Origin of the sequence: Sphingomonas sp. LT1P40 (genome assembly GCF_036663835.1) — a bacterium.
Taxonomy (GTDB): domain Bacteria; phylum Pseudomonadota; class Alphaproteobacteria; order Sphingomonadales; family Sphingomonadaceae; genus Sphingomonas.
The window spans coordinates 1,058,032-1,080,152 of sequence record NZ_JAXOJT010000001.1; the positions used below are offsets into that span (position 1 = coordinate 1,058,032).

Sequence of the window (22,121 nt, forward strand, 5' to 3'; positions counted from 1 at the left end):
ACCGAAACCACATTGTCACATCCTGGCGATAGCGGTTGCCGCCAGCTATCCCCCCCGGCTATGCCCGGTCACCCAGGACGGACGAAGGCCCGCAATTTCATGATCAACGCGCTCGGATTGCTCAAGGAGCGCCGCTTTCTCCCGCTCTTCACCACACAGTTTCTGGGGGCGTTCAACGACAATCTGTTCAAGACCGCGTTGGTCCTGTTCGCCACTTATTCGGTGTTCAACGACCCCCAGCAGGAAAGCTATTTCAACGCGCTGGCGACGGGCCTTGCGATTCTCCCCTTCTTTCTGCTCTCCGCGCTGTCCGGCCAACTCGCCGACACCTATGACAAGGCGCGCATCATCCGCATCGTGAAGACCGTGGAAATCGGGATCATGATCTTCGGTGCGGCGGGCATCTATGTTGCGAAACAGGGCCACACCAATCTGGGTATCGGCATGATGCTGGGCGCCGTGTTCATGCTCGGCACCCACTCCACCTTTTTTGGCCCGATCAAATACGCGATCCTGCCACAGCATCTGGAGGATGATGAAGTGCTGGCCGGCACGGGGCTGGTCGAGGCGGGCACCTATCTCTCGATCCTGCTCGGCACCGTCGTCGCCGGCTGGGTGACGGTCGAGACAGCCGGGTTCCTGGTCATCGCGGTCGCCGCGATCGGCTGGTTCACAGGTCGCATCGTTCCCCCGGCCCCGCGCGCCGGTCCGATGCTGAAGGTCAATTACAATCCGATCACCTCGTCATGGCGGCTGGTCGGCGCGACGATGCATATCCCGCGCCTGTTCCTCGCCATTTGCGCGATCAGCTTTTTCTGGACGATCGGGTCGGTGTTGATCGTGATCTTCCCGCCACTGGCCAAGAATGTGCTGTCCGCCGACGAGCGCGTTGCCAGCCTGATGATCGCAATCTTCTCAATCGGTGTCGCAATCGGGTCGATCATCATCAACGCGATGCTGAAGGGCAAGATTTCCGCGAAGTACTCACCTATTTCGGTCATCCTGATGGCCGGGATCGTCGTACTGCTCTCGATCGAGGCGCAGCTATGGGTGCCCGCCCCAAATGGCGGTCTCTATGGCTTGGCCGAGTTCATCGTGATGCCGCAGTCATGGATCTTGCTGCTCACGCTGGTCGGTATCTCAATCACCGGCGGCATGTTCGTGGTACCGCTCTATGCCTTCCTCACCACCACCGTGACCAAGGATCAGACAGCGCGCACCGTGGCGGCTAACAACATCGTCAATGCCGGTGCGATGACGATCGGCGCGATCGCGGTGATAGCGATCACCGCTGCGGGCGTCGGCCCCGCTAACATGCTGTTTCTGGTGTCGGCGATGTGCCTGATCTCGGCATGGATCGCGCAAAAGCTCCACCGCGCCTGCGATTGATTTGGTTTCAGTAATGCTGAAACGCGGCGGCACCGGCCCGCTCCCCCACCCGGCTACCCACAGCGTATAATCGAATGGGTGGCCGGGTGGGGAGCAGACCGGTGCCGCACTCAAGCAATAAACGTATAGAAGCACACGAAGAACGCGGTGTAGCTCAGCACGAACAGCTTGATGTCGCTGTCGTCCTCGCGCTTGCGCACCTTGGCGCGCACTTGCGGAAGTGTCGCTCGGAACGGGTGGCCCCGGCGCTGATCGGCGGTGAGTGGACGGCTTCGCATGGCGTGAAGTTAACGCCTTGTTTACGATTCCGCCTATCGCAAAGCGTGGTTAACCAGCGTGCGAAATCGGGACAGCAATCATCGTGTAAAGCCTGCCAACAGTCCCGCCTGCTCAAAATCAAGCTCGCCGTTCGCGCCAGCCCGGGCGAGCGCTGGCACCTCGTAGGAAAGATTGCCCGAGCCATTGATGTCGAGACGAAACGCCATCTGAATCAGCGGCCCGATGTCGAGCGATTCCTTGTACGTCAGGCTGAATTCCATGATGAAATCGGCCGACGGGATCAGCAACACCGTGCCGTCTTCAAACTTGACCCCCGCCAGCAACTCGCCGGGGCCGCCGGTGGCGGCATAGCCAAGGCGCAATCCGTCATTATTCGACGCAACGACTTCCAGCAGCGCGCCATGCCGCGTCATCGCCGCGACAAACGCGCTGCCGCTTAGCTGCGATTGCTGCAACAGGCCTCGATAATCATCGACTGCCGCCTGTACCAGGCGATTGGTGATGGCCTGACCTAAATTGCCTCGGGAAATCAACGGCGCTGGCGCGGGCGAAGGTTGCGGGGTCGGGTTCTCAACGGCCTTCGATCGAGCAATCTTTGCATCACTTGTTCGATTTGAGTTCGACCCGGGCTCGGGATCGTCCGCTTTCAGCTGTTTCCTCTGCTCCGCTTCAAGCCGCTCCATGCGGTTGCTGTGCCCGCTAAGCCGTCCTTCCAGCCGGTCCTCCACCGCCCTGATCTTGCGCCTCGCATAACCCATGCTCAACAACGCGAAAAGCAGTGCAACGGCATAAGGCAGATATCCGCGCCACCCCGTCCCCTGCTGGGGGGGCGCCTCCGGGCCGGGCGTCTCGAAAGCGGCTGCAGGTTTGAAACCATTCTTGTTTGCCTGCTCGTTCGCCTCACTGTCCTGCTCGAATCCCGAGTCCGATGCGCTTTCTCCATCATCGCCCGTTGCGATTTCCGTGTCCGCGGCGTCCGCGGCAATGCCGTCCGCCTTGTTTCCACCCAACTTGCTTGACGCAGTCGCGGGGGCGGTCGCTGCGAACGCCAGCGCCAAAACGAGCGCAAGGCAGCGAGCGATCATGTGCGGAAATCCATCGACAATTGCTTGGCCTGCACATCGGTGGGCAATGCCAATTGATCGACCAGCGTCCGCAACGCCATGATGAAGGGTGGCTCACGCGATTCGGCCGTTTCACCCTCTTGCGTGGCTTTGTCGATCTGCGTGCGAACGGCATTCTGGATCATCCCGAATGCGCCCTGCGCTCGGTCGGGGTACAGGTTGAGTGCGATATCCTCGACCGCTTCGAGCTCTTGCAGAAACTCGGACAGCGGTGCCAGATCGACGGTCTTGACGCGCTCCTTGAACGCCATCTCACCGGTCATGCCGTCCGCTGGCAGCGGATTACCGCCGCGAAACTCAACGCCGACGCCCGCCGGGAGATATTCCCTGGCACCCGCGCGTCCGGACTTTACCGACGCATCGATCAGTCCGCCCCCGACCATCATGCCGCGCACGACCTCGAGCTTGGCATCCGACGTCGTGAACAATTGCGGCATGGGCCTCGTATCCACCCCAGCGGCGCGGCCGAACACCTGAAGGGCGCGGGTCACATCGCTCTCGGCATCGGCTTCGCGGCCGCCATGCATCTTCTTGAAGATACCGGCCCCGCGTCCGCATAGCGCAAAGGCCGGGTTTTCGATCTGTTCGGCGTCGATCACGCCGTCCGCGACCAGCTTGCGAACGATCATGCCGATGTACCAGGCCAGACCTGCGAGGAATACGAGCGCGGTGATCCGCAATTTCTTCCCCGGGCCGATGTTGAGTTTGGTTTCCCAATGCTCGTCGATCGCGCTTTGCAATATCGGACCGCTGAAGAGAATTTCCGCAAGATGCGATTCCAGATCGGTCGCTATCGTCCGCTGCTTTCCATCCGAGGAGCCGAATAGCGAGGCCCAGTCCTCCAGCCCGATCGGCTTCAGGATTTCAGGGTTCTGACTGATCGCCCGGGTGAAGAAATTTTGTCCGGCGATACGGAAAGAGCCCTTCCATACCAGCTGGTCCACGTCCCAGATGGTCACATCGGTCGTCCCGCCACCAATATCGAGCACGATGTTGAGCGACTGAGGATTGAAGCCGGCATCCGCCAGGATGTGCCGCGCCGCGGCAAGACCTTCGGAGTAAAGCGGCGCCAATATCTTTACGCCTTTGCCCTCCTCGACATCGCTGGAGATGCGGCGGGTGATGGCCGACAGGCTGCTCTCAAACTGATCCCGGCGTCGCGGCGATAGCGAGTCAGGTACCGAGAAACGCCACAAAATTTGCCGGGGATCGCGTCCGGCGGCCGCCCCTTCCGCGGCAACCATCGTCATGAAATGCTCGAGATAATCAGTTGCCGCCTGAACATGCGCGGCGTCGTCATTCCATTTCAGGTTGAATTTCGCGTCCTGGATCACGCGCTGAAACTGTTGCAGCTCCTTGCTCTCGCTATTGGCCGCAGGACGCAGGGTCGAGTGGAAATAGACCAGGTTTCGGAACGCCCATATCGCCTCGTTATTCGGGAAAGCTGTTCGGGTCAGGACGACCGTCGGCGTCGGCGTCAACCGCTTTTCGGGGGGCAGAAAGCGGTTGAGAAGCCAGCGTGCGCTGTGCTCGGCGTCGCGTGTCTTGTTCGCGTCCTTGTATTTTATGGGTATTATCCGTCGCGTCTCAAAGGTGATCGGCTTCAGATCCTCGAAGCACGCGACGGTATTGGTGGTTCCGAAATCCATTGCGACCACGGTCGATACGGCCTTGGTTTCAACCTCGGGCAGATCCAGAAACACCATCCCGCCCGCTGCATCCGGTCTGTCGCCGAATGCCTCGACATAATAGATCGCGTCGATCGGGGTGGCGGAATATTGCATGTCCTCATATTCGCCGCCGACGTTGCGTTCGGATCGCAGGAACCGTCCGGATTTCTGCTCGGGCCGCTTTCCGGCGTTCAGTTCGGTAAGCCGGGCGACGGCAGCATCGCCGTCGCCAGCGACAGCGATCTCCGACGCCAATAGCGCGATCGACAGGATCTGCGCCGGACGTGCCATATTGGCCTTGCCGCTGGCGCTGTAGACGAAGCGGGTGAGATAGGTGCCCCACGCCGGCGAGCGAAAGTTCGGCCACACCGACGCGTTGTAAATCCGCCAGTCGGCATCCGGCACGAATAATGGCCGCCCCGACGAAGTATCGCTCGAATAGTTGCGCGTCATGAGATGACGGAAGCCGCCCTCGCTCTCGTCGTCGAGCCGGACGCTCAGCGTTGCCGAGGCCTGAGCGGATGACGACTGGCAGCTGACGATCTGTTTGAGTGGCAGGTCGAGCAGCAAAGCTAGCGGACGAACCGGCAGCAGCATGTCCTGCAACCCCTGGGGGTGGCCCGAAATCATTGGCTGATGATCCAGCCTTACGGCGCGCTCCGTGAAGAAATCTTCAGGCCGAACCAGCAGATAACCAAGGCGCGCCGCGTCCTTGCGCGTCTCCTGAAAAAGATCGTCCGAATTGACCAGTTCGGTCAGCGTGCGCGTGCCCCAGATGAACGTGCGGCGCGGATCGAATTGCGCGTGATTGGCGATATCGGGATCGACCAGGATCACGCCCTTGAGCTCGCCGAAATCGAGCTGGGGGTTGAGCCGCAAGCGCGTGCGCGACAAAGCCGCCGGATCGGTGATCGGCTGCGGCATCGCCGTTGCCCACAGTCCGCGAAACAGGTCGGGCAAATCCTGGTACAGCGATGGGCCGGTATTGATCTCTATTTTGATCGGACCGGCGAGCGTCTCGCATTCGTCGGCGAATTCTCCCAGCAGTGCGCGAATGCGGCTGCTCACATCGCCGCCCACGGAATGCAATTCGAGCTGAAGCCCGCGCAACCACCGCGCCAATACCAGCAATTCGGACACCGAAAGCCCAACCGTGGGGTCCAGCGCAAGCGGATCGGTTGGCCCCGTCTCAGCCCAGGCGATGCCCGGCAATATGGCGGTTGCGGCATTGCGCCCCGGCGAGACCAGGCATGCTGAATTCGTCATCGCCAACGGGAAAGGCTTTTCCCCTTTGACCGTGGCAAGAACCAGCCAGGGCTCTTTCCACAATCCGACCTGGTCACCGATGGCGACCTGCGGTGTCAAATGCACCAGCACGCGATCGAAGATGTGCGCTCCGTCCAGCTTCACGCGGCGCGGCGTCAGCACATAATTCGAGGCACGCAGACCCGCCAGGGCAAAGGTGGCGAGCAGCCCCCGCCATTGCGACAACGCATGGCGGTGCATCGAATGGTGACCGTCGATCAGCGCTTCGGCAAAGGTCCGCGGCTGCGCCCAAGGGTCGGGAATCGCCCGAATCGGCTCGTCGGGATCCTTGAACGCCTCGGCATCCAGCCTGAATGATTTGCCCAACTGGCCCAATGTGCCGTCCGCCTGCGCCCATAGACCGGCATCGGTTGCCGGCGGAAACGGTGCGTCGCGGCCAAAGCTGGGGAGGTTGTAATGTGCCATTTTTACCTCATGCTCGCGGCGGCATAGACGGCTGCCACCGTGCGTCCGATACCGCGATGGTCGCCGGCCGGCGGCTTCGCGCGCGTTAGTTCGTCATGCAGTTCGTGTCCGGCGCGCGGCAGAAATTCGCCGGCATCGGTGCGGATCAGGTGATCGAACGCGTCATGCAGCGCTGTCAGTTGCATCGCCGGACCGCGCAACGCCACCGGCGTCGTGGGGGTCGGTACATGGGAAGGATCTTTCAGGTCAGCGAGCTGCCACGGCCCATTTCTCCAGAACTCGCCGCCAGTGTGTTCGATCGTCATCGCCCATAACAGGATGTCGTCGATCAGCTCGCGCAGAAGATTGAGCGGCACTTCGGAGTCAATCGCGCGGGCGTCGCCAGCGAGTTTCTGCGCCCAGTTCTTGCCGATCAGTTTCTTCTCGCTCAGCGCCGGCTCAACGACAAAGCGCCAGTAGACGGCAAAGCGCAGCATCTGGCCCAGCCGCGCCTCGAGATCGGGATATGGCAGGTCGCGCCAGCGGATTTCGCGATCCTGCCGGGCGGAAACCATCACCGGCGCTTTCGCCTCGCCCTCCTCCTCGCGCGGACGATCGAAGAAGTCGAAGATCGCGGACGCGGCGAAAATCTCGGGAGCCAGTGCCGGGTTTTGCTGCTCGGCGCTGCCCGGCTCGTGATACCCCAGGTTGAACAGCTGTTCCCAGCCCAGCGCATAGAACCGGTCGAACGTCGCCTCATGCGCAAGCAGATTGTTGTAATATTCAAGCGCGAGTTTCGCCTTGGGCAGCAATTCGTCGGACGTCACGACGGCGTCCACCGCGTCGGCCGGCGGCTGGTGGAACTGGAAATAGGGCAACATCAGCATGCCGCCGAGGGAGACCTTGCCGGCATTCTTGAAATCGCTCGCGTTGCGGATGCGATTCAACGCGCGGGCAAGCGTTGGAAACCCTGCAGCGCCGGTACCGCCAAAAGCCGAGCCGACGACAAAGATGTTCACCTGGTTGCGGTTCGCATCTTCCATCAGTTCAGTCAGTCGCTTCAGCAGCACGCTTTCCCCATCGACGAGCGACGCAACCAACGCGGTCGCGCCGACATGGGCACGGCCGCGATAGCCCTTGCTGAGCGGAAGATCCTGCTCTTCCGGGCCTTCCATGAACATCAGGTCAAACAGATGCTCGTGCGCTTCGTCCAGATTCTCGCCGACGATGGACCGCAACGTCCCCTGGGTTCGGGTCGGGCACCACAATGCATTCTTGTCTTGCTTGAAAAGCGGATGCACCTTCACGCTGCCAAACGCGGGCGGAGCGCTCCCGATCCAATCGACGCGGTTCATTTCATTGGCTGACCAGTCGTGCTGGAAATCCACCAGATTGCTCAGCAACTGGCGGGTCCGGGCGACATTGCCGTTGGAGTTATCCTGATCGATCAGGCCGACATGCACGTTACGCGGCCCGACGCCGGCCGCCATCATCATCAGGGCTGCCTCGACCACCTTCGCGCCGGTGCCGCCGACGCCCAGCAGGACATGGACTGTCTTGTTCATCGGCTCAATTCCAGCTGTTCGGAAGCAGGGTGCCCATGGGCACCGATGGCTTCATGGTCATGGTCACCGCGAGGCCGGTTGCGAGATAATAAGCCAGCAAATTCCCCAGCCCGACACAAACCAGCACCAGCACATAGCTTTTTGAAACGAGCGCCCCGGCGACGTCCGCAACCGACACGAACTGCCACCAGCACAGCACAGAGAGCGACAGCGCCACGATCAGCAACGCGATCCAGCGTGCCTTGTATGACCCACCCTCGATTGCATTCCGGGGGCGACGACTCTGCGCAAAGCTGAGGAACAGGCTGGCGCAAATCAGGCTCGCGGCAAGCGAAGTGAGCATCCAATAGACAAGGTGAAGCCGCGCCTGGTCGAGGATCACCATCACGCTTGTCTGGGCGTCCTCGGCATCGGCGAACTGCGCGCGCAGCATCAGGCTGGCGCTTTCAAAATCGCTGGTGAGCCAGAATATTAGCCCCAGCAGGGCCGCACCGATCACCAGATAAATGAGCAACGCCTTTCCGATCCGGATCAGGATGTCGCCGATTTCGTTACGGGCTTCCCTCATACCACCACCTTTTCCCGAGAATTCAGTCCTTCACCTTCACGAGCGCGCTAAAGCCCGCGACGACGTCATTCTGACCATTTTCATGCGAACGCTTCGCCGCCGTCGCCAGCGAGTTCTCCATCAGCCGGGCGACTTCGTCGAGGTTCAGCGTCGGGAACAGGCGCGGAGGGTTCGCGGCGGTCGCGGTTGCCCGTTCGGGAGCAAGGTTCCAGTCGATCATCCAGCGGTTGGTCGGATTAGGGCTGGTAACCGACGTGCGGCGCAGCTCGCCCGATACGAGATAGACCCCGCCCCGCTGGCTCATCTTGGCGCTCAGCCGTTCGGGCGACAGCGACACCCGCTGACGTTGCCCGCTGTCCACCGGCTCTATCCCGTCCTTGCCCGGCGAGAGTTCAAGCCAGGATGCAGGCGTGCATTTGGTGTCGCGCCGCATCCAGACGCGCAGGATCGGCTCGACCGGGCCTTCCCATACGGCATCGGTGATGAACGACGAATCATTGGGTGCCGTCCAGGACGGTGCTTCCGGACGCTTGTCGGTCGGGCGCGGCAGTCCCGGGGAGAGCTCGAACTGCTGGATGTTCACACCGGTCGAGGCCTCGAACACGGTCTGGCGGATGCGCGAATCGCCGCCTGCGGTCAGCGGGCGTTTCACGGCGAAGATCAGCGGCCCCGGATCGACCGTGAAGACTGACCGGTGAATCGTGCCGTTGCGCATGCCGGTTGCAATCAGTTTCGACCCTGAATTCTTGAGCTGATCGTCAAGCGCCAGCACCTGTCCCTTGGACCCGATCACCAGCATGTACAGCGGATGACGACCGCGGAACGGGATCGCACTCGCGCTCTCGCTGACGTCCGGAAGGTCGGAAATGCGCCCGTCGAATGGCGCATCGATTCCATAGAGCGTGACCGTCCGCCCACCCTGCAGGATATCCGCCAGCACCGGCTGCAACGCGGTCCAGCCGCTCGACTTGATATCCGAATTGCTCAGCCACAGGTCGGTGATAATCACCGCCATCTCTGTCGGATTGCTCCGGACGCGCCCGAACACCGCGTCGAGATGCGACTCCTGATTCTCGCACGTGGCCAGATTTCGGCTCGCGCATTGATAATATTGCGTGGTGGTGAGCACGTCCGGCTTGGCGATCGGATCGCTGATCGAGCGGCCGAACCCGCGAAAACTGGTTTTGACGCCGATCTGATTGAGCGCACCGGGAATCGATTCGATCAGATCCTGGAACGGGCGCTCGAAATTGGTCTTGCCCGCAACATAGCCGGTCATGCTGCCAGAGCGATCGACATAGACGGTGGCGGAAACGGCGGCCGACTGCGTCGGCGCGCGTTTCTGATCCGGTTTCACATAAATCCAACGCTGCGCGGCGGCGGGATAGCAGGAGAGTCCCTCTCCGGCCTCACCACCACAGGCGGTCAGTAACAGTGCCAGCGCCAACAACCCGGCAATGCGCGGGTGGCGAAACGCAAGTTGCATCGAATTCTTGCCCCGAAATCCCTGACTACCTTATGCTATTGGTGAATCTATATTGTCCATAGCGCGAGTTCGTGTTTGCTTGCCGGGCATCTCTGTGGGGGAGAGCGTGTGAAGGCTTGGCAATACTCAACGTTGGAACGTGATGGGGATTTAGCGCCAATCACGGACATGGATGTTGCAAAACAGCTTATTAAACAGGGACATCTGTCGAAAGACTCGTTCGTTTACGTGTATGATGAAGATGGTGCGGCAACAGGGGGCAAAGCTTCTTCCTTTGAACAGTTTGCGGCACTTCTCGAGGCTGAGCCAGACGCTGTGGCAGAATCGGTAAAACCGAGGAGTCGGTCCCGCAAAAATAAAGATCAACCCATATTGGATAAATCGCATCCAGGAGATCAGTCCGTTTCGGATATAAATTTATCGGCGGATATGCCTGCGTCGGAAGCAGACGAGCCGGTTTCCGTACAAAATAGTGATTCGGATAAAGGAGAGCGGCAAGCAGCGGTCGAATCATCGGACGCGCTCGCGCAACCTGTGCCCGGCCCATCGAAGCGCAGACAGGCGGCGATGTACGGGGCACTTGCTCTAATTATAGTATTTATTATCGCATTCATCTACGTCGAGCCGCGTGCCTTGGATGAAAAATGGACGATACGCACGACTAAAACCTATCTCGGTCAGGCCGAATCTGGCCTAGCAACCAAGATCCTTCGCGGAACCGCCTTGAAAGTCGTCGAAATCAACGGAACCTGGGCGCGAATAACCGACGGCTATGAACAGTATAGCTTCATAAGGACTGCGGATCTGACCGATACCGTGCCCCCGGAGTTGGACGCCAGCCAGTTTTCCGGGATGCGCCAAGTGCTGTCAGACGGGACTATTCTCACCAAGGCCGATGACGGTTCGCCACCGCTTAAAAATGTTATTCCCCGCGAGAGTGTAGACGTCGTCGGCCGTCTGAAGGACATGGATCAGGGCGGGCAATGGCTTGAAGTCATACTCGTCGATCGGCGGATCGGTTATATCAGGGCGCGACTGGTGCTGGGTGGCGTCGTGCAGGTCGCGCAGCCGACGGTGCCCGAGCCACCGCAGCCGCCCGTGGTTGGCCCATCGCCGCCACCGCCCAATCGCGGACCATGTGACGGCCTTCGCAGCGTGGATTGGGCGCATTGTCGGTGGCCGGAACTGTCCGACCTGCGTGATCAACTGAACCAGGCATATGCCGCCGCGCGCATGCGAAATCCCGAGGTCGGGGAAGCACTCGAGGATTTTCGTGCCCGTCTGACCCGGTGTGGACGGCAACGCACATGTTACGAGGCGGCCTACCGGACGCGCGTCGCTGAACTGGACGCTGTTCGGGCACCGCCGCCTCCGCCACCCCCGCCCATGCCGGAACCCTCCTCCGCAGCATTCGGTCCCATGCCCGCTGATTCTAGGTTCCAGAAGTTTATCGACCCCGACTATCCGGAAGACGCGCGGCGATTGAAGGAAGAAGGCACCGTTTCGGCCAAATTGCGGATCGATCGCAAGGGGCGCGTCAAGAGCTGCACGATCCGGCAAAGCAGCGGCTCCAGGTCACTGGATAAACAGACATGTATTCTGTTGAAAAAAACTCGCTTCAGGCCCGCGCGCGATGCGGCAGGCGTTGCGATCGATGGCGACTACGACACACCAGCGTTTCTGTGGACCATTCCGGACAGGTAAAACGATAAAAGGGGGAATTGGCGCGTGGATGAATTCCGGTTGATGACCTTCGAGGACGCGGGCTTCCCCGAAGAGCTGCACAATGAAGCGGACTGTCGGCGCGCCGTCAAATCGGGCCGCGTCGTCGCCGATACCGAAATCGAGATCTACCCGATGGAGGGCGGTGCCTATCACCGGCCCGCCAGCGAGGCACCGGTCCTGCGCCATTTACTCGCGCCGCCGGTCGTAGAGGAATCCGAGGAGCCCGTAGCGCCGGCCGAAGCTGATCTCGAGCCGGAGCAGGAGGTCGAAGATGCCGCCGTCGCCCCCGACACCGCAGACTCTTCAGTGCCGGCGAGGGAACCGCTCGCAGAGAAGGAATCGCGCGCCGCTCCCCGTTCGCGCCCGACACCCCCGGAACTGCCCGCGCCGCCGGTCGCTCAGCCCATTTCGTCGTCTCGGGATCGGGGCGGGTGGGTCGGCCCGTGGATCGTCTGGCCGATCATCGTCGTGGTGCTGGTCGTCGCGTTTCTTGCCACCCGCGAGGAGTCGCCCAGGCCGGAGGCAGCCACGCCGATCGTTGAGCCCGTGGAAACGCCGCCGCCCGCGCCGGTCGACCCGGAAGCCAATCTGCCGCGGCAGACCTTTTATGCCACGCGTGAGATCAACCTCCAGCCATCGGCAAAGAGCGGAGGGACCGATAACACGCCAAAGCTGGCACGCGGTGCGGTGTTGCGCGGCGTCGTCATTGCTGGTGAAGCCAGTGACGAGCGTTGGCTGCACATTACCGAAGGGCCACATACAGGCCTTTATGTGTGGACCGGAAACCTGTCGAGCACCGAACGCCCCGCGCTCGATACCAGTATTTCGGGTCTGATGGAGATTGGCGCGGACACGCAGGTCCGCACCGCGCCGGACGGCAATAGTCCCGCGATTCCCGGCACGCGATCCGCGCTGAGCCCCGGGCAGAAGGTGCTTGTCGCGGGCGTCGTCAATGGTGCCTGGGCTGAACTGACGCTGGTTGCCGGCGGCGTCGGTTACGTAGAGACGTCCAGCCTTGTCTCGGCGAGCGAGCAACCGGACGCATCGGCCCCCTCGCCGGTACCGGACGTAGCGGCGACATATACACCAAGCCGGTTCCGAGACGTGTATATACGGAACAAGTGCAGCACCAATTTGCGTCTGGCGTTATACTATCTGTCTCCCGGCGGCTGGCGAACCGGCGGCATCTGGAACTTGACCGGGGGTTATACAAACTATGTATTGGCAGATAGTGCGCGCGTATCTGCCCAGACCTCGGAAATCTATTGGGCGGAGTTCAACGCCAGTCACGAGCAGATCGAGGTTCCCGAAAACGGACGCACGGCAACACTCAATGGCCGGTCAATTGTCATGCGAAAGGCACACGTCAAGCTCGCCAGTGACGGCGATTACGAGATCGATTTTACGTGCGGGTGAAACGGGCTGTCGCTGCGAATGGGCAGTCTTCGGGGTGGATGCGCGCGCTGGGCGCACGCCTCGCCGATTGGCGCAGGAAACGGAGCACGCTTGAATGGCTTATCATAACGGCGGCAATCTTGTTGCTCGTCGTTGTGATCGTCCTCAATCGCTTCCGCGGACAATCCTTATCATGGTACTCGCCGCTCTCGCCCTCACTGATCGCGGTCGTGGCAACCGCGTTCCTCATCACATCCTTTTTGCAGGCCTGCGGCAACTGGTTCGAGAAATGGCCTGCGGTTCTGGAAGCACTTGAGGGGTCCCATATCGTCACGACCATCGTGTTCGTGTTCGTGCTGAGCTTTTCCTACATCGCGGCCCCGAATTCGCTGCTGAACGAAACCGCGGTGGCGGTACCGATCGTGCTTGTCATCCACACGGTGCGCTATTGGCTCGACCGGAAGCAGGCCAAATTGTGCGGCACGCCGCCGCGTGGCTGGCGGGAGGCGGTAGAAGCCGTCCGCTATCTTGCGGTGATCCTGTGCGCACTGGTGGGTGCCGCGTCCAAGGACCCGGTACTGGTATGGTGCGCGATTGCTCTTAGCGTCATGCTGATCCTGAAGGAGTTGAAGTTCCGGATCGTCGACGAAATCAATGAGCGGCTCGACCCGGTCAAGGCGCGTGAACGCCTCAAGATTCAGCAGAACGTCACGTTTCCGTTCGCGGTGGCCAAGGTTTTCCTGGGTCATTTTTTCAAGTCGATGATTTATATCGGCGTCGGCTTTGCGCTGCTGTTCGAGAATCTGGCGCTGGTCGACAAGCCGGGCGCGCTGGTCATCAGATCCGAGAGCTCAAGCGGCATCGCCTTTCTCGATTATCTCTATTTCAGCCTGGGGTTGATCCATCACAATGCATATGGCGATGTGACGCCCGTTTCCGCGATCGCCAAGGCGTTGGCCGGACTGGAACAAGTGATTTCCAGCATCATGCTGACGCTGGTCATCGCGCTGCTGATCGAATCGATCAATACGCGGTATCGCAGGGCGGAGACCCTCGCCGGATAACCGGATGCGCGAACAATCGCTTACGGGCGGGATGGTGGAGCCTAGCGGGATCGAACCGCTGACCTCCTGCATGCCATGCAGGCGCTCTCCCAGCTGAGCTAAGGCCCCATCCGTCTCGGGAAGGCGATGGCCTTTAACAGCCATCGCGCCCTTTGCAACGGGGTTTTCTCAGCTTTCTTCGTCGGCGTCCGGCGTTTCAACGCCCAGATCGTCGTCGCCGCCCAGATCGACGTCATCGTCGGGCGAACCCTCGGCATCCTCATCGACGTCCAGATCGTCGTCGCCCAGATCCGAATCGTCCTTCTTCTTCTCGACTTCCTTGACCGCTTCAAACGGCAAAGGCTGTTTCGATTTCAGAATCGGTTCCGGGTTCCAGTTCACGCCGCATGCGACGCAGGTCACCGGCTCGTCCTTGGTCAGGTCGTAAAAGCGCGTCGCGCATTTCGGGCAGGTCCGTTTCGTGCCCCATTCCGGCTTCGCCATAGTGCCGCTCATGCCTTTTCTTCGATTTTTAAAGGATATTCGGAGAGCAAACTCCCCGTCTGAAGTGGCGCGCGCATTGCCATAGCGCAAGGCTGCTGTCAAAGCCGCCGCCGATGCATGCCTCCCTTCCTCAGCAGATGTCCGTCCTCCCGCGTGGCCCGCTACGCGGCACCGTCACCGTGCCGGGCGACAAGTCGATCAGCCATCGCTCGCTGATGTTCGCCGGCCTTGCCGTCGGCGAAAGCCGGATCGAAGGCCTGCTGGAGGGTGAGGACGTCCTTGCCACGGCGGCTGCGATGCGGGCGATGGGCGCGACGATCGAGCGCCGCGACGATGGCGTATGGCACGTCTGGGGTGTCGGTGTCGGCGGGCTGCTCCAGCCGGAGGTTGCGCTGGAGATGGGCAATAGCGGCACCTCCACCCGCTTGCTGATGGGCCTCGTCGCCAGCCATCCGATTACCGCCACCTTCACCGGTGACGCGTCGCTGTCGAAGCGCCCGATGGGCCGGGTGATCGATCCGCTGTCGCAAATGGGCGCGGACTTCACCGCCAGCCCCGGCGGCCGCCTGCCGCTTACGATGCGCGGCCTGTGCCCCGCTGTGCCGATCGAATACACGCTCCCCGTCGCCTCGGCTCAGGTCAAGTCGGCGGTGCTGCTCGCGGGCCTGAACACCCCCGGTATCACGCGCGTCATCGAACCCGTGCCCACGCGCGATCATAGCGAGCGGATGCTGGCGGGATTCGGCGCGGACCTGACCGTCGAGGAGACGCCGCAGGGCCGCATCATCTCGATCCGGGGCGAGGCCGAGCTGAAACCGCAACACATCACCGTCCCTGGCGATCCCTCCTCCGCTGCCTTCTGGATGGTCGCCGCGTCGATCGTGCCGGGGTCGGACATCCTGATCGCCAATGTCGGCCTCAACCCCACGCGCACCGGCCTTATCGCCGCGCTGCGCATGATGGGTGCCGACATCACGGACGAAAATCCCCGAATCGTCGGGGGCGAGCCAGTCGCCGACCTGCGCGTTCGTCACGCCCCGCTCACCGCGATCGAGGTGCCGCACGACCTCGCGCCCAGTATGATCGACGAATACCCCGTGCTGTTCGTCGCCGCCGCCTTCGCACAGGGCCGTACCGTCGCGCGTGGCGCGGAGGAGCTGCGCGTCAAGGAATCGGACCGCATCGCCGCGATGGTCGCGGCGCTCGGCGGCAACGGCGTGCCGCTGGAGGAATTTGAGGACGGCCTCGCCATCACCGGCACCGGCGGCAATCCCATTCCCGGCGGCGCTCCAGTCGGCTCGAAACTCGATCATCGCATCGCTATGAGCATGGCCGTGGCTGGACTTGGCAGCCGCGCTGCTGTGAAGATCGACGATGTAAGCCCGGTCGCCACCAGCTACCCCGGCTTCTTCTCCACCCTCGACTCCTTGACCGACCGGACACCAGCATGATTATCGCCGTCGACGGCCCCGCAGCATCCGGCAAAGGCACCATCGCCCGCGCCCTCGCCCGCCATTACGAACTCCCGCATCTCGACACCGGCCTGCTCTACCGCGCCGTCGCAGCCACCGTGCTGCGCGAGGAGATGAACCCGGAGAAAGAGGCCGACGCCGTCGCCGCGTGCGGGTTCGACGATCTGCTGCTCGCCGACGAATGGCTGCGCACCGATGACGTGGGGAAGGTCGCCTCGATCGTCTCCGCCCACCCGCTGGTCCGTGCAGCGCTGCTTCAGCGCCAGAAGCGCTTTGCGCTTCAACCCGGCGGCGCGATCCTCGACGGGCGTGACATCGGCACTGTCATCGCGCCCAAGGCCGACGCCAAGCTGTTCGTGAAGGCGACCCCCACGATCCGCGCCCAGCGCCGCCATGCCGAACTCAAGCGTAACGGCACGATGGTCAGCCTCGACAAGGTTCTCGCCGATATCCGCGCCCGCGACGACCGCGATACCAAACGGTCGGAAGCACCGCTGATCGCCGCGCCGGATGCCGCCGTACTCGACACCAGTTTCCTGTCGATCGACGCCGCCGTGCAAAAGGCGATCCAGCTGGTCGAGGCGCAGCGCGCCAAAAAAGCCGCGACGGCCTAATCAGCGCGTCGGCGGTGCTTTCGCCGCCTCGGCCTCCAGCTTCAGAAATTGCTCCAGCAGCGCCAGCCGTACCGCGATATCGCGTCGATACGGTGCCCCAACCGGACTGAGTGACAGCGCCTTGCGCCACCACGGACGCGCGGCGGCGTAATCGCCCGCGCGGACATGCGCCAGCCCATAGAAAAAGGCGGGTCCCGGATGCTGCGGGGCCAGTGCCACTGCGCGCCGGAACGCAAGGCCGGCGGCGGGCGATACCGTGCGCTTGTCCGCCTCGACCATCGTCATGCCCAGCCAAGTCCACATCGCCGCATCGCCCGGCGACGACCGCACGCCGCCCAGCATCAACCGCGTCGCCTTGTCCGGATCGCCGCCGCGCACCAGCGAATCGGCGGCAAAGAAATAGCTGTCGAGATAGGAGAACCGCCCGAACATCGCGCCGCGCAGGTCGCGCAGCGCGGCATCGTCTTCCTGCGCCTTCTTCACCGTGGATACCGGTGCCCCGGACAATCCCGGATTGGCCTGCAACGCATAGCCCGCCGCGCCCAGCATCAGCGCGGCACCCGAGAACGACCCCAGCGCGCGTGGCATCCCGAACAGCCACAGCAATCCAAATGCCACGGCACCGATTGCGGCGAGCGCGATCCAGCCCATCATCGCTTCCTCCGCTTCAACGTGCCGCGCGCCAGCAACAGTCCCGCCGCAAGCAACAGGAACGGCGTCAGCCACAAGGGCGCGGTCGCCCAACTCAACGGTGGGTCATAGGTCACATAGCTGCCGTACCGCTCGATCAGCCAGTCACGCACCGCGTCCGGCTTTTCGCCCGCCGCGATCTTCTGGCGCACCACGCGGCGCATGTCGGCCGCCATATCGACATCGCTGTCCGCGATCGACTGGCCCTGACACACCAGGCAGCGCAGCGTCATCATCAGCTCCGCCGCCTCGGCTTCCTGCGCGGCATCCGGCAGCTGCGAATAGCCCAGATCAGCGGGCGCAGCCGCCGCCAGCGCAAGTGCGAACAACAGGCTCACTTCGCCGCCGCCAGCGCCGCGAGCAGCTTGGGCACATCGTCATCCCGGATATCGCCGATATGTTGCGCCGCGATCCGTCCCTGCCCGTCGATCACGAATGTCTCCGGCACGCCCGACGAACCGATCCCGATCTGCACCACGCGCTGCGCATCGTCACCGATCCGCGTATAGGGATCGCCATGCCGCGACAGGAACGCCGTGACAGCCTCGGGCGTATCCCGAATCGCCACCGCGTCGATCTGCGCGCCCGCCGCCTTCAGCTTCATCAACTGCGGCGCCTCGGCGATGCACGGCACGCACCAGCTGGCAAACACGTTGAGCAATCGCGGCTTGCCCGTCGCCAGATCGGCGCGGGTCAGGCCCGGCTTGCCCTGAACGATCCCCGGCAATGCAAACTCCGGCAACGGCTTGCCAACCAGCGCCGACTTCACCTGGGTATCCGGCGGCACGATCAGCCGCGACCCGACCAGCCCGAGCAGTGCCATGAACGCGATCAGCGGCAGCCACAGTTTCCAGCGCGTCACCACGCCTCCTCCCACCGCTTCACATTGCGCCGCGCACGCCGCACCCGCCCGATCAGCGACAACGCCCCGCCCAGCGCGATCAACCCGCCGCCGAACCAGATCAACGTTACGAACGGCTTCCACCACAGCCGCAGCTGCCAGCGCCCCTCGGCATCTTGCGTGCCCAATACTGCGTAAAGCTGCCCGTCCACCCGCGTCGCAATCGCCGCCTCGGCGGTATCGGTCGGCGGCGAGGAATAAAAGCGCCGCTGGGGTCGCAGCAAAATCATCGGCCCGTCGACCGGACCGCGCGACGCGGTCACCCGGCCCTCGACCGCCGACCAATTCTCACCGATCGTCGGCGCAACGCCGTTCAGCACTACGCGATACGGCCCGACATAATAGGGTTGCCCATAACGCGCCGCGACCAGCCGCTCGCTGGTGAACGCGCTGTCCGCCGCCATCCCCGCCAGGCTCACCGCCACGCCGAAATGCGCGACCATCATGCCCCAGGTGAACATCGGCGTGCGCAACGGATTGCGTTTCCACACCGGCGCGAAACTCGCCACCGCCAGCCCCGCCGCCAGCCCCAGCCCGACCAGTTCCATCCACCCGATCGACCCCGCGATCACGAACGTCAGCGCCATCGTCACCGCACTCACCGCCACTGGAACGGTAATCTTGCCGAGCAGCGCATTGGCATCGTCGCGCCGCCACTTCAGCAACGGCCCGACCATCATCGCCGCGACCAGTGCCAACGCAATCGGCCCCGCCGCCTTGTTGAAGAACGGCGGCCCAACCGACAATTGCTGCCCCATCGCCTGCGCCAATATCGGATACAGCGTCCCGATCAGCACGATACCCAGAATGACGGACAGCAGCAGATTATTGAGTACCAGCCCGCCCTCACGGCTCAGCAAGTCGAACCCCTGCCCCGCCTTCACCCGCCCAACGCGTGCGCCGTAAAGCACCAGTGCCCCGCCGATATAGATCGCCAGCAGCACCAGGATGAAGCTGCCCCGCGTCGGATCGACCGCAAATGCATGCACGCTGGTCAGAATGCCGGATCGGACGAGAAACGTTCCCACCATCGACATCGAAAACACGACCACCGCCAGCATCAATGTCCACGCGCGCAGCCCGTCGCGCGCCGCCAGCACGTTCACCGAATGCAGCAACGCTGTTGCCGCCAGCCACGGCATCAGCGATGCGTTCTCGACCGGGTCCCAGAACCACCAGCCGCCCCAGCCCAGTTCGTAGTACGCCCAGTAACTCCCCGCCGTGATCCCGATCGTCAGGAACACCCACGCCGCCAAAACCCACGGCCGCATCGCCCGCGCGAACACCGGCCCCACCTCGCGTGTCACCATCGCGCCTACGGCGAACGAAAACGCAATCGAAAGTCCGACATAGCCGAAATACAAGGTCGGTGGATGGAACGCCAAACCGGGATCCTGTAACAGCGGGTTCAACCCCATCCCGTCCGCCGCCGCCGGACTCAACCGCGCAAACGGATTGGAGGCGGTCAGCAGAAACGCGTAAAACCCAATCGCAATGAATGCCTGCGCGCCCAATGTTGCGGTCAGCGTCGCCCGGTCCAGCTTGCGCTCGATCAGCCCGATCGCCGCCCCGGCCAGCGCCAGAACGGTAACCCACAGCAGCATCGACCCTTCATGGTTGCCCCACGCACCGGCGAATTTGTACAGCAACGGCTTGGCCGAATGGCTGTTCGTCGCCACCAGCAGCACCGACATGTCGCTTTGCAGAAACAGGGTGACCAGCAACCCGAACGACAGCGCCGCGAGCAACCCCTGCACGATCGCGACGGGCCGCACCGCCGCGATCAGCTCATCCTGCTTCAGCCACAGCCCCAGCCCCGCCATCGCCAGCTGCAACAGCGCCAGCGCGGCGGCGAACCACAATGCGGCCAGTCCGGCTTCGGCAATCATTTCGTCAACGTTTCCGGCGCAGGCATTTTCGCGGCAATCTCCGGCGGCATGTAGCGCTCGTCATGCTTGGCAAGCAGGTTGGTGGCGACGAACCCGCCATCGCCGGTAAAGCTGCCCTCGGCGACGACGCCCGACCCTTCCTTGAACAAGTCCGGCGCCACGCCCTTGAACTGCACCGGCACGGTCGCCGTCGCATCCGCCACGACAAACCGCATCGTCACGCCGTCTGGCAAATGCTTGAGCGACCCCTTTTCGACCATCCCGCCCAGCCGCGCGGCCTTGCCGATCTCCGGCTTCCCCGTCGCAACATCGCTCGGTGTGTAGAAGAACGCCGCCTGATCCTGCAGCGCGGACAGCGCCAATGCGCTCGCCCCGCCGATCGCGACGAGTGCGGCAAGGCCCAGGAACAATCGCTGATGCTTGCGCTTCATTTCCGCTCTCTCAGCGCATCGGCCGCAGCTTCCGCGCGCCGCATAGCGACAAAGCTCGCCAGTGACAGCGCGCCAACGCCAATCACGACGACAGCATAAGCAGCGATAATGAACGGCCAGTGGTTCACGTTATCATCTTCATTGGGCCATCCGCCGCATTCGCGCCTCGACCCGCTGGCTGGCCAGGGCTGAGCGCATCCGCATCAGCATGATCCCGCCGAACAACAGCGAAAACCCCGGCAGCGTCAGCAGCAGCGGCCACAGCATCGAATCGTCGATCGTCGATTGGGTCAGCGTCAGGCTTTGTCCCTGATGCAGCGTGTTCCACCACACCACTGAGTAACGGATCACCGGCAACAACACCGTTCCCGCCATCCCGAACAGCGCCGGAATGCGCCCATCCCCGCCGCGCTCGCGGTCCGCCCGTTCCAGCGCGATCCACGCGATATAGACGAAGAACAGCAACAACATCGACGTCAGCCGCCCGTCCCATTGCCACCACGTGCCCCAGGTCGGCCGACCCCAGATCGATCCCGTAATCAGACACAATGCGGCAAACACTGCCCCCACCGGCGCAATCGAGCGTGCGGCGATGTTCGCCAGCGGATGCCGCCACACCAGAAACGCGAAACACGCGATGGCAAGGCTGCTCCATCCCCCCATCCCCAGCCACGCGGCGGGGACGTGGATATAGAGGATGCGAACGCTTTCCTTTTGCAGATAGTCCGGCGGCGTCTGCGTCAACCCGCCCCACATGCCGACAAGCACCAGCAACAGCCCGCTCCAGAACAGGATCGGGGTCAACGGGCGCGCGATCTTCAGGAAGCGCGTGGGATTGGCGAGAGCATGGATCACGGCGTTAACGTGGCCTTTAGGCGGAAACCGCGCCCAAGTCCAAACCCGTGTTAGCCCAACTTAATGTTCGGCGAGTTGCTCGAAATCCGCCTCGCTCAGCGGAATCTGGAACGCCAGTCCAGCCTCGAAATCGCTCGACCACACCACGCGCGCGGCCCAGTGGCCGACATGCGGCAATGTCAGCCAGATGACGCTGTCCTTGCGCAGTTCGGAGAAGATCGAGATTCGCGCACCGCCCAGCGACAGGTCGGTGACCTTGCACAGTGCGCGATCGAGTCCGCCGCGACCCACCTTGGCGTCCAGTGACACCGGCGCACGCGGACTGCTCCGCCGTCCGAGGACGGCGGGTTCGAATTCCGCGGCGAAATTGATTTTGCCCGATTGCATCATCTGGCAAATCTATCCGGAGATGGCTAACGGCGCATTAACGCCGTCAGCCCTCACCTCACTTCTTGCCGAGGCTGAGGCCACCGAAGCGCTTGTTGAAGCGCGCGACCTGACCACCGCTGTCGAGCATCTGGCCACGGCCACCGGTCCATGCCGGGTGCGCCAGCGGATCGATATCCAGCGTCATCGTGTCGCCTTCCTTGCCCCAGGTGGAGCGGGTTTCGTACACGGTGCCGTCGGTCATCTGCACCTTGATCATGTGATAGTCGGGGTGCGTATCTTTTTTCACGGATCGATTCCTTGGGATAAGCCACCGGTTTCCGACCGGCAGCGGACGCGGCGCAGTACACAGGAGCAGCGCGCGAGGCAACCCTCCGCTTCCCGATGCATAACGCGATATGCTATGCGGGCTCCAGGAGAGGTT

At 62.7% G+C, this 22,121-nt stretch carries 21 protein-coding genes and 1 tRNA gene; 6 read left to right on the forward strand and 16 right to left on the reverse strand.

The genetic code is table 11. From position 1 onward, the window contains the following. The first annotated feature begins 99 nt into the window (after positions 1 to 99). Positions 100 to 1,389 carry an MFS transporter gene (locus U1702_RS05220; protein ID WP_332722678.1) on the forward strand — a complete coding sequence of 430 codons (1,290 nt, stop codon included), beginning with the start codon at positions 100 to 102 and terminating at the stop codon, positions 1,387 to 1,389. A gap of 110 nt (positions 1,390 to 1,499) precedes the next feature. Here the strand turns inward: U1702_RS05220 and U1702_RS05225 are convergent, their stop codons facing one another. The 6 genes from U1702_RS05225 to U1702_RS05250 form a co-directional block, all read right to left on the reverse strand. Beyond that, positions 1,500 to 1,667: a hypothetical protein gene (locus U1702_RS05225; protein WP_332722680.1), complete on the reverse strand. Its 168-nt coding sequence runs from the start codon at positions 1,665 to 1,667 to the stop codon at positions 1,500 to 1,502. Positions 1,668 to 1,745: 78 nt separating this feature from the next. Beyond that, on the reverse strand, positions 1,746 to 2,753 hold the full coding sequence (locus tag U1702_RS05230; RefSeq protein WP_332722682.1) for a hypothetical protein: 1,008 nt from the start codon (positions 2,751 to 2,753) through the stop codon (positions 1,746 to 1,748). Then, complete coding sequence (locus U1702_RS05235) at positions 2,750 to 6,193, reverse strand: hypothetical protein (protein ID WP_332722684.1); 3,444 nt, start codon at positions 6,191 to 6,193, stop codon at positions 2,750 to 2,752. Before U1702_RS05235 ends, U1702_RS05230 begins: the two co-directional genes overlap by 4 nt. A 2-nt stretch (positions 6,194 to 6,195) precedes the next feature. Beyond that, positions 6,196 to 7,737, reverse strand: a complete 1,542-nt coding sequence (locus tag U1702_RS05240) for a tubulin-like doman-containing protein (RefSeq protein ID WP_332722685.1) — start codon at positions 7,735 to 7,737, stop codon at positions 6,196 to 6,198. A 4-nt stretch (positions 7,738 to 7,741) separates the two neighbouring features. Continuing rightward, the gene (locus U1702_RS05245) at positions 7,742 to 8,305 is read right to left on the reverse strand and encodes a hypothetical protein (protein ID WP_332722687.1); all 564 of its coding nucleotides are present in this window, start codon (positions 8,303 to 8,305) and stop codon (positions 7,742 to 7,744) included. A gap of 22 nt (positions 8,306 to 8,327) precedes the next feature. Then, positions 8,328 to 9,791 (reverse strand): hypothetical protein, encoded by a 1,464-nt coding sequence (locus U1702_RS05250; RefSeq protein WP_332722689.1) that lies wholly within the window; start codon positions 9,789 to 9,791, stop codon positions 8,328 to 8,330. 108 nt (positions 9,792 to 9,899) lie between these two features. On the opposite strand from U1702_RS05250, the gene U1702_RS05255 reads away from it, so the two are divergent. The 3 genes from U1702_RS05255 to U1702_RS05265 all read left to right on the forward strand — a co-directional run bounded on the left by U1702_RS05255 (position 9,900) and on the right by U1702_RS05265 (position 13,975). After that, the gene (locus U1702_RS05255; protein ID WP_332722691.1) at positions 9,900 to 11,495 is read left to right on the forward strand and encodes a TonB family protein; all 1,596 of its coding nucleotides are present in this window, start codon (positions 9,900 to 9,902) and stop codon (positions 11,493 to 11,495) included. 24 nt (positions 11,496 to 11,519) lie between these two features. Further along, positions 11,520 to 12,932: an SH3 domain-containing protein gene (locus U1702_RS05260; protein ID WP_332722692.1), complete on the forward strand. Its 1,413-nt coding sequence runs from the start codon at positions 11,520 to 11,522 to the stop codon at positions 12,930 to 12,932. Positions 12,933 to 13,051: 119 nt separating this feature from the next. Further along, positions 13,052 to 13,975, forward strand: a complete 924-nt coding sequence (locus U1702_RS05265) for an ion channel (protein ID WP_332722694.1) — start codon at positions 13,052 to 13,054, stop codon at positions 13,973 to 13,975. A 32-nt stretch (positions 13,976 to 14,007) separates the two neighbouring features. Here the strand turns inward: U1702_RS05265 and U1702_RS05270 are convergent. Both U1702_RS05270 and U1702_RS05275 read right to left on the reverse strand, forming a co-directional pair. Further along, positions 14,008 to 14,083 (reverse strand) — tRNA-Ala (locus U1702_RS05270). A 60-nt stretch (positions 14,084 to 14,143) separates the two neighbouring features. Beyond that, a complete protein-coding gene (locus U1702_RS05275; protein ID WP_332724579.1) occupies positions 14,144 to 14,458 on the reverse strand; it encodes a TIGR02300 family protein in 315 nt (104 codons plus the stop codon). A 137-nt stretch (positions 14,459 to 14,595) separates the two neighbouring features. Here U1702_RS05275 and aroA point away from each other — a divergent pair, with 137 nt between their 5' ends. Together aroA and cmk are read left to right on the forward strand one after the other, a co-directional pair. Then, complete coding sequence (aroA, locus tag U1702_RS05280) at positions 14,596 to 15,909, forward strand: 3-phosphoshikimate 1-carboxyvinyltransferase (RefSeq protein WP_332722696.1); 1,314 nt, start codon at positions 14,596 to 14,598, stop codon at positions 15,907 to 15,909. Next, complete coding sequence (cmk, locus tag U1702_RS05285; protein ID WP_332722697.1) at positions 15,906 to 16,544, forward strand: (d)CMP kinase; 639 nt, start codon at positions 15,906 to 15,908, stop codon at positions 16,542 to 16,544. The genes aroA and cmk overlap by 4 nt, the downstream gene beginning before the upstream one ends. Here the strand turns inward: cmk and U1702_RS05290 are convergent, their stop codons facing one another. The 8 genes from U1702_RS05290 to rpmE form a co-directional block, all read right to left on the reverse strand. Continuing rightward, on the reverse strand, positions 16,545 to 17,198 hold the full coding sequence (locus tag U1702_RS05290; RefSeq protein WP_332722699.1) for a tetratricopeptide repeat protein: 654 nt from the start codon (positions 17,196 to 17,198) through the stop codon (positions 16,545 to 16,547). It lies immediately after the preceding gene. Further along, a complete protein-coding gene (locus U1702_RS05295) occupies positions 17,195 to 17,572 on the reverse strand; it encodes a cytochrome c-type biogenesis protein (protein ID WP_332722701.1) in 378 nt (125 codons plus the stop codon). Before U1702_RS05295 ends, U1702_RS05290 begins: the two co-directional genes overlap by 4 nt. Next, the gene (locus U1702_RS05300; RefSeq protein WP_332722703.1) at positions 17,569 to 18,096 is read right to left on the reverse strand and encodes a DsbE family thiol:disulfide interchange protein; all 528 of its coding nucleotides are present in this window, start codon (positions 18,094 to 18,096) and stop codon (positions 17,569 to 17,571) included. Before U1702_RS05300 ends, U1702_RS05295 begins: the two co-directional genes overlap by 4 nt. Next, positions 18,093 to 20,024, reverse strand: coding sequence for a heme lyase CcmF/NrfE family subunit (locus U1702_RS05305; protein ID WP_332722705.1), 1,932 nt, complete (start codon positions 20,022 to 20,024; stop codon positions 18,093 to 18,095). The genes U1702_RS05300 and U1702_RS05305 overlap by 4 nt, the downstream gene beginning before the upstream one ends. Beyond that, positions 20,021 to 20,455 (reverse strand): cytochrome c maturation protein CcmE, encoded by a 435-nt coding sequence (gene ccmE / locus U1702_RS05310; protein WP_332722707.1) that lies wholly within the window; start codon positions 20,453 to 20,455, stop codon positions 20,021 to 20,023. The genes U1702_RS05305 and ccmE overlap by 4 nt, the downstream gene beginning before the upstream one ends. Before the next feature lie 138 nt (positions 20,456 to 20,593). Continuing rightward, entirely contained in the window at positions 20,594 to 21,310 is a 717-nt protein-coding gene (ccmC, locus tag U1702_RS05315) for a heme ABC transporter permease CcmC (protein ID WP_332722708.1), read from the reverse strand. 60 nt (positions 21,311 to 21,370) lie between these two features. Continuing rightward, positions 21,371 to 21,700 (reverse strand): PilZ domain-containing protein, encoded by a 330-nt coding sequence (locus U1702_RS05320; protein WP_332722710.1) that lies wholly within the window; start codon positions 21,698 to 21,700, stop codon positions 21,371 to 21,373. A gap of 55 nt (positions 21,701 to 21,755) precedes the next feature. After that, on the reverse strand, positions 21,756 to 21,986 hold the full coding sequence (gene rpmE, locus U1702_RS05325; protein WP_332722711.1) for a 50S ribosomal protein L31: 231 nt from the start codon (positions 21,984 to 21,986) through the stop codon (positions 21,756 to 21,758). Positions 21,987 to 22,121 lie beyond the last annotated feature (135 nt).

Bases quoted from the DNA above. Each gene is read 5' to 3' on its own strand.
- ccmE (WP_332722707.1), bottom strand. From the start codon at position 20,455: ATGAAGCGCAAGCATCAGCGATTGTTCCTGGGCCTTGCCGCACTCGTC.
- U1702_RS05230 (WP_332722682.1), bottom strand. From the start codon at position 2,753: ATGATCGCTCGCTGCCTTGCGCTCGTTTTGGCGCTGGCGTTCGCAGCG.
- U1702_RS05320 (WP_332722710.1), bottom strand. From the start codon at position 21,700: ATGATGCAATCGGGCAAAATCAATTTCGCCGCGGAATTCGAACCCGCC.
- U1702_RS05250 (WP_332722689.1), bottom strand. From the start codon at position 9,791: ATGCAACTTGCGTTTCGCCACCCGCGCATTGCCGGGTTGTTGGCGCTG.
- U1702_RS05275 (WP_332724579.1), bottom strand. From the start codon at position 14,458: ATGGCGAAGCCGGAATGGGGCACGAAACGGACCTGCCCGAAATGCGCG.
- U1702_RS05305 (WP_332722705.1), bottom strand. From the start codon at position 20,024: ATGATTGCCGAAGCCGGACTGGCCGCATTGTGGTTCGCCGCCGCGCTG.
- U1702_RS05235 (WP_332722684.1), bottom strand. From the start codon at position 6,193: ATGGCACATTACAACCTCCCCAGCTTTGGCCGCGACGCACCGTTTCCG.
- U1702_RS05220 (WP_332722678.1), top strand. From the start codon at position 100: ATGATCAACGCGCTCGGATTGCTCAAGGAGCGCCGCTTTCTCCCGCTC.
- aroA (WP_332722696.1), top strand. From the start codon at position 14,596: ATGTCCGTCCTCCCGCGTGGCCCGCTACGCGGCACCGTCACCGTGCCG.
- U1702_RS05245 (WP_332722687.1), bottom strand. From the start codon at position 8,305: ATGAGGGAAGCCCGTAACGAAATCGGCGACATCCTGATCCGGATCGGA.
- U1702_RS05240 (WP_332722685.1), bottom strand. From the start codon at position 7,737: ATGAACAAGACAGTCCATGTCCTGCTGGGCGTCGGCGGCACCGGCGCG.
- U1702_RS05225 (WP_332722680.1), bottom strand. From the start codon at position 1,667: ATGCGAAGCCGTCCACTCACCGCCGATCAGCGCCGGGGCCACCCGTTC.
- U1702_RS05290 (WP_332722699.1), bottom strand. From the start codon at position 17,198: ATGATGGGCTGGATCGCGCTCGCCGCAATCGGTGCCGTGGCATTTGGA.
- cmk (WP_332722697.1), top strand. From the start codon at position 15,906: ATGATTATCGCCGTCGACGGCCCCGCAGCATCCGGCAAAGGCACCATC.